Origin of the sequence: Niallia sp. Kr1 (assembly GCF_050389805.1) — a bacterium.
Taxonomy (GTDB): domain Bacteria; phylum Bacillota; class Bacilli; order Bacillales; family Cytobacillaceae; genus Bacillus_BD.
Genome location: NZ_CP130945.1, coordinates 1,187,235 through 1,201,135, shown reverse-complemented (window position 1 = coordinate 1,201,135; position 13,901 = coordinate 1,187,235). Strand labels below are relative to the sequence as shown.

10 protein-coding genes and 1 pseudogene are annotated in these 13,901 nt (G+C 36.9%); 3 read left to right on the top strand and 8 right to left on the bottom strand.

The features are described from left to right. Window positions 1–44: 44 nt before the first annotated feature. Together Q5760_RS06010 and Q5760_RS06005 are read left to right on the top strand one after the other, a co-directional pair. Window positions 45–695, top strand: coding sequence for an acetoin utilization AcuB family protein (locus Q5760_RS06010; RefSeq protein WP_428911298.1), 651 nt, complete (start codon window positions 45–47; stop codon window positions 693–695). Further along, window positions 692–1,855 carry an acetoin utilization protein AcuC gene (locus Q5760_RS06005; protein ID WP_428911297.1) on the top strand — a complete coding sequence of 388 codons (1,164 nt, stop codon included), beginning with the start codon at window positions 692–694 and terminating at the stop codon, window positions 1,853–1,855. The genes Q5760_RS06010 and Q5760_RS06005 overlap by 4 nt, the downstream gene beginning before the upstream one ends. 51 nt (window positions 1,856–1,906) lie before the next feature. Here the strand turns inward: Q5760_RS06005 and ccpA are convergent. Continuing rightward, window positions 1,907–2,911 (bottom strand): annotated as a pseudogene (gene ccpA / locus Q5760_RS06000) (catabolite control protein A). Window positions 2,912–3,154: 243 nt separating this feature from the next. Next, window positions 3,155–4,231 carry a bifunctional 3-deoxy-7-phosphoheptulonate synthase/chorismate mutase gene (locus Q5760_RS05995; RefSeq protein WP_428911296.1) on the bottom strand — a complete coding sequence of 359 codons (1,077 nt, stop codon included), beginning with the start codon at window positions 4,229–4,231 and terminating at the stop codon, window positions 3,155–3,157. A 203-nt stretch (window positions 4,232–4,434) separates the two neighbouring features. On the opposite strand from Q5760_RS05995, the gene pilM reads away from it, so the two are divergent. Then, window positions 4,435–6,612: a pilus assembly protein PilM gene (gene pilM / locus Q5760_RS05990; protein WP_428911295.1), complete on the top strand. Its 2,178-nt coding sequence runs from the start codon at window positions 4,435–4,437 to the stop codon at window positions 6,610–6,612. 46 nt (window positions 6,613–6,658) lie between these two features. Here the strand turns inward: pilM and Q5760_RS05985 are convergent, their stop codons facing one another. The 6 genes from Q5760_RS05985 to Q5760_RS05960 all read right to left on the bottom strand — a co-directional run bounded on the left by Q5760_RS05985 (window position 6,659) and on the right by Q5760_RS05960 (window position 13,858). Next, window positions 6,659–7,114 carry a YtxH domain-containing protein gene (locus tag Q5760_RS05985; protein ID WP_428911294.1) on the bottom strand — a complete coding sequence of 152 codons (456 nt, stop codon included), beginning with the start codon at window positions 7,112–7,114 and terminating at the stop codon, window positions 6,659–6,661. Next, entirely contained in the window at window positions 7,114–7,557 is a 444-nt protein-coding gene (locus Q5760_RS05980; protein ID WP_428911293.1) for a DUF948 domain-containing protein, read from the bottom strand. Before Q5760_RS05980 ends, Q5760_RS05985 begins: the two co-directional genes overlap by 1 nt. Before the next feature lie 444 nt (window positions 7,558–8,001). Beyond that, on the bottom strand, window positions 8,002–9,306 hold the full coding sequence (gene murC, locus Q5760_RS05975; protein ID WP_428911292.1) for a UDP-N-acetylmuramate--L-alanine ligase: 1,305 nt from the start codon (window positions 9,304–9,306) through the stop codon (window positions 8,002–8,004). Between the two features lie 212 nt (window positions 9,307–9,518). Continuing rightward, entirely contained in the window at window positions 9,519–12,563 is a 3,045-nt protein-coding gene (locus Q5760_RS05970; RefSeq protein WP_428911291.1) for a DNA translocase FtsK, read from the bottom strand. 176 nt (window positions 12,564–12,739) lie between these two features. Continuing rightward, window positions 12,740–13,534: a DUF1444 domain-containing protein gene (locus Q5760_RS05965; protein WP_428912504.1), complete on the bottom strand. Its 795-nt coding sequence runs from the start codon at window positions 13,532–13,534 to the stop codon at window positions 12,740–12,742. 9 nt (window positions 13,535–13,543) lie between these two features. Continuing rightward, complete coding sequence (locus Q5760_RS05960) at window positions 13,544–13,858, bottom strand: thioredoxin family protein (RefSeq protein ID WP_428911290.1); 315 nt, start codon at window positions 13,856–13,858, stop codon at window positions 13,544–13,546. Between the last annotated feature and the right edge of the window lie 43 nt (window positions 13,859–13,901).

Genomic DNA, 13,901 nt, shown 5'->3' with positions numbered 1-13,901 from the left:
GGGGCAAAAGCACTTGCTAGACAATAGAAAGAGGGATTATTTTTATGATTGTTGAGGAAATCATGACAAAAAAATTAATTACACTGAAAGAGTATCAAACGATATTGGAAGCACATACTCTGATGCATCAGTATAAAATTAGACATATTCCGATAACAGATGAAAAAGATTGTTTAATTGGGCTCATTTCTGACCGCGATATTCGAGATGCATTACCATCCATTTTATTAGATACGGAAAAAGAAAAGGATGTGCATCAATTACCTGTAAACAAAATCATGCAGAAAGATATCATCACCGGACACCCCCTTGATTTTGTTGAGGAAATTGGGTCGATCTTTTATGAGCATAAAATTAGCTGCTTGCCTATTGTTCAAGATCATAAATTAGTTGGCATTATTACTACCTCTGATTTACTTCATTCATTGGTTGAGTTAACCGGTGCCCATCAACCAGGATCTCAAATCGAGGTTAAAGTACCCAATCAAGCGGGTGTTCTTTATGAGGTGACTAAATTTTTCCATGTTCGTAAAGCGAAGATTTTAAGTGTTCTTTTATACCCTGATAAAAAGGATGAAAGATTCAAAGTGTTTGTTATCCGGGTGCAAACCATTAACCCGATTGACATTATTGACGACTTAATAAATGCAGGCTATGAAGTATTATGGCCTAACTTACCGGGGATGAGTAAATGAAAGATGAATCCGTTTTTATTTACTCTCCTGAACTATTAAACTATAAATTTAACCAACACCATCCTTTTAATCAATTAAGAATACAAGTTACACTTGATCTTCTTGAAAAAGTGGATGCCATCCAAAATCGGCAAATTATATCACCGCGAAGAGCTACACAAGAGGAACTGCTCCTTATCCATGATCAGGATTATGTTAACGCTGTCACATCGGCAGGGCACGGTAATCTCTCAACAGAAGTGGCTGAAAATTATGGACTTGGTACTGAGGATACCCCGATATTTTTTAATATGCATGAGGCAAGTTCTCTTCTCGTTGGAGGTACTCTAACAGCGGCTGACTATGTCATGAGTGGAAAAGTACGTCATGCCCTGCATCTTGGTGGAGGTCTGCACCATGGATTTAGCGGTAAAGCCTCCGGATTTTGTATTTATAATGATTCTTCAGTCGCCATCAGATACTTACAAGAAAAATATGGAGCACGTGTATTATACATTGATACGGATGCCCACCATGGGGATGGAGTTCAATGGTCATTCTATGATGATCCAAATGTTTGTACATTATCAATACACGAAACAGGTCGCTACCTCTTTCCAGGAACTGGAAATATAACAGAAAGGGGGCAGGGACAAGGCTATGGATTCAGTTTTAACGTTCCTGTAGATGCCTTTACAGAGGATGATTCATGGCTGAACTGCTGTAAAACCGCTATGATAGAAGTGGCTGAGTTTTTTAAACCCGATGTTATTTTAACCCAAAACGGCGCTGATGCTCATTACTATGACCCTTTGACACATCTGTCGGTTACGATGAAATCATTTAAGGAAATTCCTAAAATAGCACATGAAATTGCTCATCAGTTTTGTGACGGAAGATGGATTGCAGTCGGAGGTGGAGGTTATGATATTTGGAGAGTTGTCCCTCGGGCTTGGGCCTATATTTGGCTTGAGATGACCGATAATAAGTCTGAACTTTCCGAACTCCCTTCAAGCTGGGTTAATAAATGGCAGCCTTATACTTCAGACAAGCTCCCATTAAGATGGGAAGATGACGAACAACTCTATCCCCCTATACCTAGACGCGCCGAAATTTCAGAGAAAAACAAACAAACCTTAGAGAAATCCCTATATCCCATTAGGAGTATAAAAAATAAATAAAGGTCACTGATCAATCAGTGACCTTTAACATAACTCAAAAAGTGTTTCACATTATTGTTTTGTAGAATCTCTAACTTCAATTCGATGTGGAAGTAGTACCCTTTGTTCTGTTACTTCCTCTTTATTCATTAACTTCGTTAATAAACGCATCGCTACGGCACCAATATCATATAATGGCTGAACAATTGTTGTTTATTGCGGACGAACCATTAAGGATAACTTTGTATTTTCAGACGTAATAACCTCAAAATCATCTGGGATTGTATAACCTTTATCTTCTGCCCCGTGCACAACCCCTAAGGCCATTTCGTCAGATGCTACAAATACAGCTGATGGCTTTATATCTAATTCAAGAAATTTCTCAAAAGCTTCAATTCCTGAATCATATGTATAATCGCCTTCCTGAACGAAATCCTCATTAAACTCAATGCCTGCTTCACTTAGTGCACGTTTGTAGCCAGCCATTTTTCTCTCAGAATTAACGGGTTCATGTAAAGGGCCTATCAACATGGCAATTTTCTTATGACCTTGCTCAATAAATGTATTGATGGCATCATACACAGCTTGTTCATGATCAATATTTACTGAAGGGATTCTCCCTGTTTCTTCCATTGCCCCTGCCAAAACAATCGGAACTGGAGATTTTTCAAATTCAGAGATATGTTCCTCCGTAATATTACCACTCATAAAGACAATACCGTCTACTTGTTTACCAAGCATCGTATTTAACAATCGTAATTCTTTATCCATATTTTGATCCGAATTACTTAAAATGATGTTATAGTTGTACATGGTAGCGATGTCTTCGATTCCCCTAGCTAATTCAGCAAAAATCATACTTGAAATATCAGGAATAATAACCCCTACCGTTGTCGTTTTTTTACTTGCTAAACCTCTTGCAACCGCATTGGGACGATAACCTAAACGATCAATGACTTCCATTACCTTTTTTCTAGTTGTTGGCTTTACATTTGGATTCCCATTAACTACCCGAGAAACCGTCGCCATCGATACATTGGCTTCCCGTGCCACATCATAAATCGTGATGTTGTTCATCTTTTCCACTCCTTATTGATAAATCCATTGCATCTTTTCGTTAAATTTATAATACCCTTATTTGTTAAATTCCATTTTTTAAAAAGTAAAATAGACTAAACATTTATATTTTTAAACACTTCACTTACTATACGTGAGTCCATGTAAAGCTGCAATATTAATTTCTAATTTTAACATATTTTTCATGTCTTTTTACGAAAAACTTATAAAAAAACCTTCCAAAAAGGAAGGTTTCTACATTAATTATGCATTCACGAATGCAGTTTTTTGAATTTCATTCCAGAACTCATCAAATTGAGGAATATCCATTTGCTGAGCAGAGTCTGACAGAGCTACTGCTGGATCCGGATGTACCTCAGCCATGACACCATCCGCACCGATAGCGAGCGCCGCTTTCGCACATGGAAGTAAAATATCTTTTCTACCAGTCGAATGCGTTACATCAACCATTACTGGTAAGTGCGTTTCTTGTTTAAGAATCGGTACAGCCGAAATATCTAATGTATTTCTTGTCGCTCTTTCATATGTGCGGATTCCACGTTCACATAGAATGATTTGACTGTTTCCCTGTGACATAATGTATTCAGCAGCATGAATGAATTCATCTAATGTTGCAGCAAGACCACGCTTTAAAAGCACAGGCTTATTCACAGAACCAGCAGCTTTCAGTAATTCAAAGTTCTGCATATTCCGGGCACCAATTTGAATCACATCAATATAATCTAAGGCCTTTTCAATATCCGTTGGAGTCACAATCTCACTAATAACAGCTAAATCAAACTCATCCGCAACTCTCTTTAAGATTTTTAAGCCTTCTACGCCAAGCCCTTGGAAATCATAAGGCGATGTTCTAGGCTTATAGGCCCCACCGCGAAGTAACTTCAGTCCTTTCGCTTTTACAGATGCCGCAACCGCTGCAACTTGCTCATAAGATTCAACAGAACATGGTCCAAAGACAAAGCTCGGAATACCGTTTCCAATCACTTCATCTTTTACTGTAACAAGTGTATCTTCAGCCTTCTTCTTACGAGAAACAAGTAATGCCTTTTTCTGGTCATCCTCTTGTAAATTTAAACCTGCTTTAAAAATTTGCTTAAAAAGGTGGATAATAACAGAGTCTTCAAAAGGACCATTATTCTTTTCTTTAATTAAATCTAACATATGACGTTCACGAACAGGGTCATATTTGTTAACACCCTGAGTTTCCTTTACGCGACCAATTTCTTGTACTGCTCGTGCTCTTTCATTAATTAAATCTAATAGTTGTAGGTTAATCTCTTCTACACGTTGTCTTAATTGATCCAATTCATTATTTCCCACTTTTTTCGCCCCTTTATATCGATTCAAAAAACGAATCATTAATTTTCTTATCGACCTATGAAAATATGATACATTTTTTATGATTACGGTTATTATATATGAATTAATTTTAATTGTCACGCATTTTTTCTTTTTTGCTTAAACGCTTTTATGTATTAAAGAAATTATTGTATATAAAACCTATTTTAAAGAGGTGTATCTGTTTGGAAAAACGGAAAAAACTTTTTGCCTTAGATATTGGAACTCGAACGGTCGTAGGCATTATATTAGAGGAACGGAACGAGGAAGACTATCATGTACTCGACATTTTATCAATTGAACATTCTGAACGAGCAATGTTAGATGGTCAAATTCATGATGTATTAGCTGTTTCTAAAATTATCAAAAAGATAAAAACAGAATTAGAAAAGAAACATGGTCCTTTAAATAAGGTAAGTGTGGCAGCAGCAGGTCGTGCCTTAAAGACCGAGCGTGCTAGAATGACCATTGACATTGCTGGGAAGCCGATGATTGAAAAAGACGATATATTGCATTTGGAATTAAGCGCGGTTCAACAGGCGCAAGCCCTCGTAGCAGAAAAAGAGAATAATGGTGAAAAACATCAACATTATTATTGTGTGGGTTATTCGGTTTTAAATTATCAATTGGATCATGAACCGATTGGAAATTTAATTGATCAACAAGGCGATCAAGCTTCTGTTGAAATCATTGCTACCTTTTTACCAAGAGTTGTCGTTGAATCATTAATAGCTGCACTTCAACGTTCCGAATTGGAAATGGAAGCACTAACATTAGAGCCAATTGCCGCAATTAATGTGTTAATCCCACAATCCATGAGAAGATTAAATGTTGCACTTGTAGATATCGGAGCTGGTACATCAGATATCGCCATTACAGATTCTGGAACCGTTATTGCATATGGGATGGTACCCGTAGCTGGTGATGAAATAACTGAGGCGATTAGCGATCAATACTTACTCGATTTCCCATTAGCAGAGAAAGCTAAAAGAGATCTATTAACAAATGACCAAATCCAAATCGTGGATATATTAGGATTTGAGACAGAAGTGTCGAAAAAAGAAGTCATTCAAAATATCACACCTGTACTTGACAAATTAGCAAAATCAATCTGTGAGGAAATATTAAAATTGAACAACAGTAATCCCCCTAAGGCAGTCATGCTTGTTGGTGGGGGCAGTCTTACTCCTGAAATCACTAAAAAAATGACTCAAGAATTAAATCTTCCTGAAAACCGTGTTGCCATAAGAGATATTAATGCCATTAAATCCGTTACACTAGCAGACAAGATTGAAAAAGGTCCCGAGTTAGTAACTCCAATTGGAATTGCCATCACTGCTCAAAATTCACCCGTTCAATATCGGTCCGTCTATGTAAATGAACAACCTGTTCGTTTATTTGAGGTGAATGAATTAACAGCTGGTGATTGTCTGCTTGCTAGTGGAATTAAGATCAATAAATTATTTGGAAAACCCGGAATGGCCTTAATCATCACACTCAATGGTCAAACGATAACGATTCCGGGCAGTCATGGTGAGGTTCCCACTCTTATGAGAAATGGCGTTCTATGTAGTTTAGATGATCCGATAGAAAATGGCGACTATCTTGTTGCGATTAAAGGTAAAGACGGTGAACAACCGACTGTTTATATAAAGGATTTACTGGATGGCATTCCAGAGAAAACAATTAAAATAAACGAAAAATCGTATCATATTCAGGCTACAATCACTTGTAACGGAAGTATCGCATCCCCTGAACATGTTATCTCAGACCGTGACCAGATAAAATGTGAATTTCCAGAAACAATTGAAGCTCTGTTAAAAGAGTTGAATTTGAAGAATGAATTAGAAAAACTTAGACCTTTTCAGATTAATTTAAATGGCAAAGAGACCTTCATTCCACCATTTTCAGGAAAATTATTCAAGAATGGTATAGAAGCTAAACCAACAAGTAGCTATGATCACCTAGACGAATTGGTCATTGAGGAAAAACAAAAACCGACACTACAACAATTAGCGGAAATAAAACAAATCATCCTTACACAAAGTATCCCCGTTACATTTAACGGAAAAGCTCTTCACCTAACCAAAAACATCACTGAGTTTAAAAGGGGGGACGCGATTTTATCTTTTGATGATTGGATTCATGATGGCGATGTGATTACGTATGAACAGCATAAAATGGAACCTTTTATTTTTCAAGATTTATTTAAGCATGTTCAAATTAAAATCCCACAAAAATCATCAGGTCGTTTTACTTTATTGCGAAATAATGTTCAAACCACTTTTTATGGAAAAATTGAACCGGGGGATGATCTCAAAATACAGTGGCCGATTGAGGACGAAGTTGCGCCACGACAATGAACGCTTCACCTAAACTACACACAAAAGAGGCTAAGGTTAGCCTCTTTTAATAATGCCCTAATTTATTTTCTGTTTCGTCGAAAGCCTTTTTCGTTTCATCAAGTTTTCTTTGGATTTCTGAATTTGGATCATGACCAAACAGTTCATCAACTGGATTTGCTTCATCGTCCTCTATCGGCTTTATTTTTCGAACCTTATTAACTAAACCAATTGATTGCTCTGAAACTTTTCTGGAAATGGAATTTGTCTTACCCTTTACCGTTGAGGACAGTTCACTCCCTTTATTCATTGCCTGACTGCGAAGGTGGTCCGTTTTATCTTTTATTGTATAGGCTTGATGGTTAATGTTTTGACGTAGCTCTCTCCCCGACTTTGGCGTAAAAAGAAGGGCTGCAAGCGAACCTATGATTGCTCCTGTCACTGCACCAATCACAAAATCTTTTGCATGAATCCCATCATTTCTCTTGTCTGAGTCGTAATTATTACGTTCATAGCTGCCCATTATAATTCCTCCCTTTCGGCTACATATTTTCTTTGCTTTCTCTCCTGCCATTTATCTTTAAGCTCGAAGAAAACTTGTCCCCATTGCAATATATTTACAAGCTTGTCTTTATTTTCTTCATATTGATGATTAATCGATGCTGACATATCTTGCAAGGAACCATTGAATTTTCGAACAGATGACCCAACTTCTTTAACTGCGTCAACAACACTGTTCAAGCTTTCTGCTTTCCCCTGAATATCACTAGCCAATTCATTCGTTTTATGTAAAAGGATGGTTGTTTCTTTCGTTACTCCGTCTAGTTGTTTTTCTAAACCTGATAAAGTACTTGCCAGATTATTTAATGTTCCTTGTAAGGACTTTAAAGTCTTCGATAAATAAATTACTAAAATAAGAAAAGCAATGGCAATTAATGCTACACTTAAATACAAAATGAGAATCAAAAAATAACACCTCCTCTTCCTTTTTCTATCTATTTCCGTCCTCCCATACATGTAAACCTTTATTGTACTAGATTTTTATGTATATCAAAATCTTACCATACTCATTGAGACTTTCAATTCATAACCTTGTTAAATTTTAAATTTTTTATAAGGAAGGCTCTGTTAAACCTGGTTGGGATTTCCATTCCAGGCACGTTACTTTCCACTCTGTTACGCCTATGAGCCACCTTTACAATCCTTGGCTTAAGGTGCTTCCCTAATTCGCTTCTTCCCCAAGCATCTCCTTACCTGAAATGTAAATCATCCATAGTCCAAGATCTGCATTCACCTTTACTACTCTCATTAGAAAACCGGAAGCGGTTTGCCCTGCTCTATATGAACTAGACTCTAAACTAGATTAAAAAAGGAGTATTGATGATTCAACCATCAATACTCCTTACTCGATTAGGAAAGGGTCAATAAATTTTCATAGGCAACTTGAAATTTCTGAACATCTCCCGCACCCATAAAAATGATTACGCCACTTTCATGATTTTTTAAAGGTGTCATGTCATCTTCATTGATAATTTGTGAATCAGGAATTTTATCTTGTAGATCTTGTATCGATAATTTACCATGATTCTCCCGTGCTGATCCAAAGATCTCACATAAATACGTTTTATCCGCTAATTTAAGACTTTCTGCAAAACTTTCCAAAAAGGCCTGTGTTCTTGAAAAGGTATGCGGCTGGAAAACCGCTACAATCTCTTTATCTGGATATTTCTGTCTTGCTGCTTCAATCGTTGCCTTAATCTCTGTTGGATGATGTGCATAGTCATCAATTAAGATTTGTGAGCCAACATTTTTTTCTGAAAACCGTCTTTTAACACCTTGGAAACTTAAAAGTCCATGCTTTACCAGCTCTGTATCAATTCCTTCATAATGGCATAAAGCAATCACGGCTAATGAATTCAAAATATTATGATCTCCATACCCTTTAATGGAAAAAGTATCATATAATGTGTTTCGAATAAAAACATCGAAAGTTGTACCTTCCGTTGTTTTTATAATATTACGAGCTTGGAAATCATTTTCTTCACCTAGTCCATAAAAGAGAACCGGAACTTTTGCTTGGATTTTTTGTAAGTATTCATCATCCCCACACGCAAATATTCCTTTATTTACTTGCATCGCCATCTCTTGAAAAGCCGCACATACATCATCTATATTGGCAAAGTAATCCGGATGATCAAAATCAATATTGGTCATAATGGCATAGTCAGGAAAATAAGAAAGGAAATGTCTCCGATATTCACAGGCTTCAAATACAAAATACTCTCCATTTTCTACCCCTTTACCAGTACCATCACCAATTAAATAATTAGTTGGCTTAGCTCCGCCAAGTACATGGGCAAGTAATCCTGTTGTAGAGGTTTTTCCATGTGCACCTGTCACAGCCACACTCGAGAACCGTTTCAAAAAGTCACCTAAAAATTGGTGATATCGAACAATGGGAAGACCCAGTTTCATGGCTTCTTGGATTTCCTCATGTGTATCTGGAAATGCATTTCCTGCAATAATCGTCATTCCAGGCTTTATATTTTCTTCTTGAAAAGGAAGGATCTTTATTCCTGATTGCTCTAAAGCAACTTGAGTAAAAAATCGCTTTTCTACATCAGAACCTTGAACCTGCTCGTTCATATCATGTAGAATTTGCGCAAGGGCACTCATTCCAGACCCCTTGATCCCTACAAAATGGTAATTAGTCATATAAAGAACCTCCAACCATTGTCAATCTGTAAACAGTATATGATCATTTAGTAATTTTTGCTCATTTGCCGTTACCATGAATGACTCGTTCTAATAGTATATATATGTAGTATCTCTCTCCAACAAAATCATATTAATATATTATATCATTTTTAGGAAGGAGAGAAAACTTAGTTTTTACTTTGTAAGGGCTCTCTAAGCCCTAAAGTGAATTATTGTAATGTTTCTAAATCTGCATCTGTAAGATAAACGTCCCTTGGTTTACTTCCTTTTGATTCTGAAATATAACCCTGGTTTTCCATCATATCAATTAATCTTGCTGCTCGGTTATAGCCAATCTTAAACCGCCTTTGTAATAATGACGTAGAGGCTCCGCCGTGCTCAACGACAAATTCGCAGGCTTCATAGAAGAGTTCATCCTCTTCTTCCTCCACCTGAGTCTTTTTCAGAAGTTCCTCTTGTTGAAAAAGATAGTTTGGTTCCTGCTGATCTCTAACATGGGATACCACCTGATCAATTTCTTCATCGGATACATAAGTTCCTTGAATACGAACAGGCTTTGATGTTCCATTCTCTAAAAATAACATATCCCCTTTTCCAAGCAACTTTTCGGCACCACTTATATCGATTATGGTTCGCGAATCGATTTGAGATGAAACCGAAAAAGCAATTCTTGTCGGAACATTGGCTTTAATAAGTCCTGTAATTACGTCCACTGATGGTCTTTGGGTCGCAATAATCAAGTGAATTCCACATGCTCTCGCTTTCTGCGCAATTCGACTAATAGCCTCCTCTACATCTGCAGGAGACATCATCATTAAATCAGCCAACTCATCAATAACAATCACAATATATGGCATTTTATCAGCATACTGTTTATGTAAATCGGCCATTTCGTTAAATTTCTTAATATCTCTGACACCGGAGTGGGCAAATAATTCATATCGACGCTCCATTTCATCTACAGCCCATTTTAATGCAGCTGTTGCCGCCTTTACATCTGTTATAACCGGACTCACTAGGTGTGGAATATTGTTATACGGTGCAAGCTCAACCATTTTTGGATCAATTAATAATAGCTTAAGCTGATCTGGAGTCGCTTTATATAGAAGGCTGACCAAGATCGTATTAATACAAACACTTTTCCCAGATCCTGTTGCTCCAGCAATTAAACCATGTGGCATTTTCCTTAAATCCGTCACAATCGGCTTACCAGAAATATCTAGACCTAAAACAGCTGTCAATGGTGATTCTTGATCTAAAAATTCAGGATGGTCAATAATTTCTCTTATCAATACAGCTCTACTTTTTGGATTAGGAACTTCTATTCCAATCGTATGCTTCCCTGGTATTGGGGCTTCAATCCGAATATCCCTAGCCGCCAAACTAAGTTTAATATCATCCGAAAGATTGGTAATTTTATTTACCTTTACCCCTGGTTCAGGCTGAACCTCAAATCTAGTTACTGCTGGACCTTGTGTAACATTCACTACCTGTGCACCTACATTAAAGTTTTTTAACGTGTTATTTAACAGTTCCGATTGTTCGATAATCCAATCATGGTTTCCCTCGTAGACAACAGGTGGGTTTAATAGTTCAATTTCCGGAAACAAATAATCGGTTTGATTATTTTGCTCACTTTCACTAATATCTAGAGTTTCCATTTCATCTATACTATTTTGCTGTTCGGGACCTTTACTTTCAGGCATTTGTTCTTCTTCCGGTTCCAGTTTCAGCAGTTCATTTGGTTCTGTTCGTTTTTCTTGAAGTGGTTGTACAATTGCTTGGGAATACTCTACGCTATCACTCTTTACTTCTTCCGTTTGAGATATGAGAATTGGATTTTCTTGTTGCGGAATTAGAGCATTTTGCTTTTGCATGAGCTTTAGTTTATCTTGTTTAAGCATAATGACATTAAATGGAATAGGTGACTTTTCTTTTGGTTGATCAGCATTCGAAACAGGCTCCGATTCCAATTGTATGTCTGTAGTTTCCATTTGATGCTCATTATTTATTATTAAATCATCATTTTTTATTTCAAATTGGTATATTGGTGACTCTTCCAATGCTACCGATATTTCACGACTTACAGATAATCCTTCTGGTTCGTGACTTTCAGATAGTCCCTCTGTTTCATAACTTTCAGATAAGACCTCTGGTTCATGGCTTTCAGGTAAGCCCTCTAGTTCATGACTTTCAGATAAGACCTCGGGTTCATGGCTTTCAGATAAGCCCTCTGGTTCATGGTTTTCAGGTAAGTCCTCTGGTTCATGATTTTCAGACAAGACCTCTGGTTCATGGCTTTCAGGTAAGTCCTCTGGTTCATGATTTTCAGACAAGACCTCTGGTTCATGGCTTTCAGGTAAGCCCTCTGGTTCATGACTTTCAGGTAAGTCCTCTGGTTCATGATTTTCAGACAAGACCTCTGGTTCATATCTTTCAGGTAAGCCCTCTGGTTCATGATTTTCAGGTAAGTCCTCTAGTTCATGATTTTCAGACAAGACCTCTGGTTCATAGCTTTCAGGTAAGCCCTCTGGTTCATGACTTTCAGGTAAGTCCTCTGGTTCATGATTTTCAGACAAGACCTCTGGTTCATGGCTTTCAGGTAAGCCCTCTGGTTCATGATTTTCAGGCAAGCCCTCTATTTCATGATAAGTAGAATTCTCTACAACCTTATCGATTTCAGTTCCGAATTTATTCTCTTCCCTCGCAACATTTTGGATTGCTTCGATATGACGCTGGATTTCAAGCTCTTTTTCTTCAATAAAAGAGCTTGGTCTTTCCTTAAAACCATAAATGGGTGAAGGAATCGCTGTTGGTTGAAATGGTCGCGTTCGACGAATTTCTCTTTCAGCTGTTCCATACTTCGGAGTTGTTTCTTGTCTTTTTTCACTTAATCTCGGATCCGTTTTTGCCTTTTCTTTTTTCTTGCTATATATTGGTTCTTCTTTCTCAATTATTTGCCGTTTTTTCACTTCTTTTTGTCTAGAAGGCTTTGAAGAAGGAGCTCTACCCGCTGTATGTCTGATTGATTTCTTATTATGAACACTTGAGAGTTTCCCTTTTTCCTTCTGATCGGGAACCAATGGAAAACGAAATTGACCTTTTGGATATTGATAAACTACTTTTGCTTCAACTTTTCTTCCTCTATCCAATGGCTGTTTAGTCATCATGGAGTGAACGGAATCATTTTGCTCCATACGCTCATCTATTGTTTCAGAGTCGTCTTCTTTAAAGACTCTTAATAATTTTTTCATCCAATTCAAACGAAATCACTCTTTCTATCATTCTATCATTCTTTATTTTAGCAGTATTTTACAAAAATACGAGATAAATTATTAGAATGATACTTATGTCGGATTTTGACATTTTTAAGGAAGGAAAAAACCGTATCCAATTGTGATACGGTTTTTTGTTTGTACGTCCATCTCAATCACACTTTTTTATTCTTCCCTAAAATAAAAATCGGTTCTAATTCCCCATCTTCATATAAAAAAGATAAGCCCGTAATCGGAACTCTACCACTCGCAAAAAAGCTCATTGTCATTTGTGCAAGGACATCGTAGCCTGTATCGTTTTTAATATCTGCAATAATTAATACATCTTGATGTGGAACAGCTACAGCCATCGTTCCTTGGATCCTACGATTCATGTCTTTTAAAAAAGAATCATTCAAAATTCGACTTGCATCATAACCATCATTCTTATTTAAAAAATAAAAGGTATTTCCAGCCACATGATCTTCTTTCAAATCGGTCGAAAGGGAACGGACATTAAATAAAGCCATCTCCTTAATCCTTTTTTCATTCCACTGTTCTTTTTCCATTATTTTTTTATCGATCAGTCGATAGGTATTTCCTAAATCGAGAGCATAATATATTCTCGTTTCGGCCGTATGCTCGTCATAGATAAAGGGGATCTTTTCTTTTGTTTCTATCGGGAAAGAAGTTGAACGAATGACAGGATAAATTTTTTTCTCCTTTCCTGACAGTTCAGGATCCTTTTCTAAAGCTTTTAATCCCTCTTCAACATAATAAACGATCTCATCTATCGCTTTCTCCTTTTGTTCCTGCCACTTAGCTACAATACTTGACAGTGAGATCGTAATCCCTGCACCGTTCAATTTATTTTCGATTCTAAGTTGTTCTTGTTTACGATCAAATTCAAAGCGGCGATCAGGATGGGCTAACCGCTTTTGTAATTCTTTACTCATTTTATTGCTATTCATTTTTTCCATTTATTTCAGACCTTCAATAAATTGTTGAATTTCTTCCTTTGTTTTGCGGTCCTTGCTAACAAAGCGACCTAGTTCTCGACCGTTATCATAGGCAATAAAACTTGGAATTCCAAAAACATCTAGCTCAACACATAAATCGATAAATTCGTCCCGATCAATATGCACAAATGTAAATTCTTTATATTGTGCTTCAACTTCAGGCATGAATGGATCAATAAAGCGACAATCCCCGCACCAAACAGCTGAAAATAAAAAGATATGCTTTCCATTTTCACGAAGTTCCTTAAATTGTTCCACACTTTCTAGATTTTGCATGTTATCACTCCTACCTTTTTTATAATGATTTATTATCCGTTAC

Bases quoted from the DNA above. Each gene is read 5' to 3' on its own strand.
- Q5760_RS06010 (WP_428911298.1), top strand. From the start codon at position 45: ATGATTGTTGAGGAAATCATGACAAAAAAATTAATTACACTGAAAGAG.
- Q5760_RS06005 (WP_428911297.1), top strand. From the start codon at position 692: ATGAAAGATGAATCCGTTTTTATTTACTCTCCTGAACTATTAAACTAT.
- Q5760_RS05985 (WP_428911294.1), bottom strand. From the start codon at position 7,114: ATGGGCAGCTATGAACGTAATAATTACGACTCAGACAAGAGAAATGAT.
- murC (WP_428911292.1), bottom strand. From the start codon at position 9,306: ATGACTAATTACCATTTTGTAGGGATCAAGGGGTCTGGAATGAGTGCC.
- Q5760_RS05970 (WP_428911291.1), bottom strand. From the start codon at position 12,563: ATGAAAAAATTATTAAGAGTCTTTAAAGAAGACGACTCTGAAACAATA.
- Q5760_RS05965 (WP_428912504.1), bottom strand. From the start codon at position 13,534: ATGAATAGCAATAAAATGAGTAAAGAATTACAAAAGCGGTTAGCCCAT.
- Q5760_RS05960 (WP_428911290.1), bottom strand. From the start codon at position 13,858: ATGCAAAATCTAGAAAGTGTGGAACAATTTAAGGAACTTCGTGAAAAT.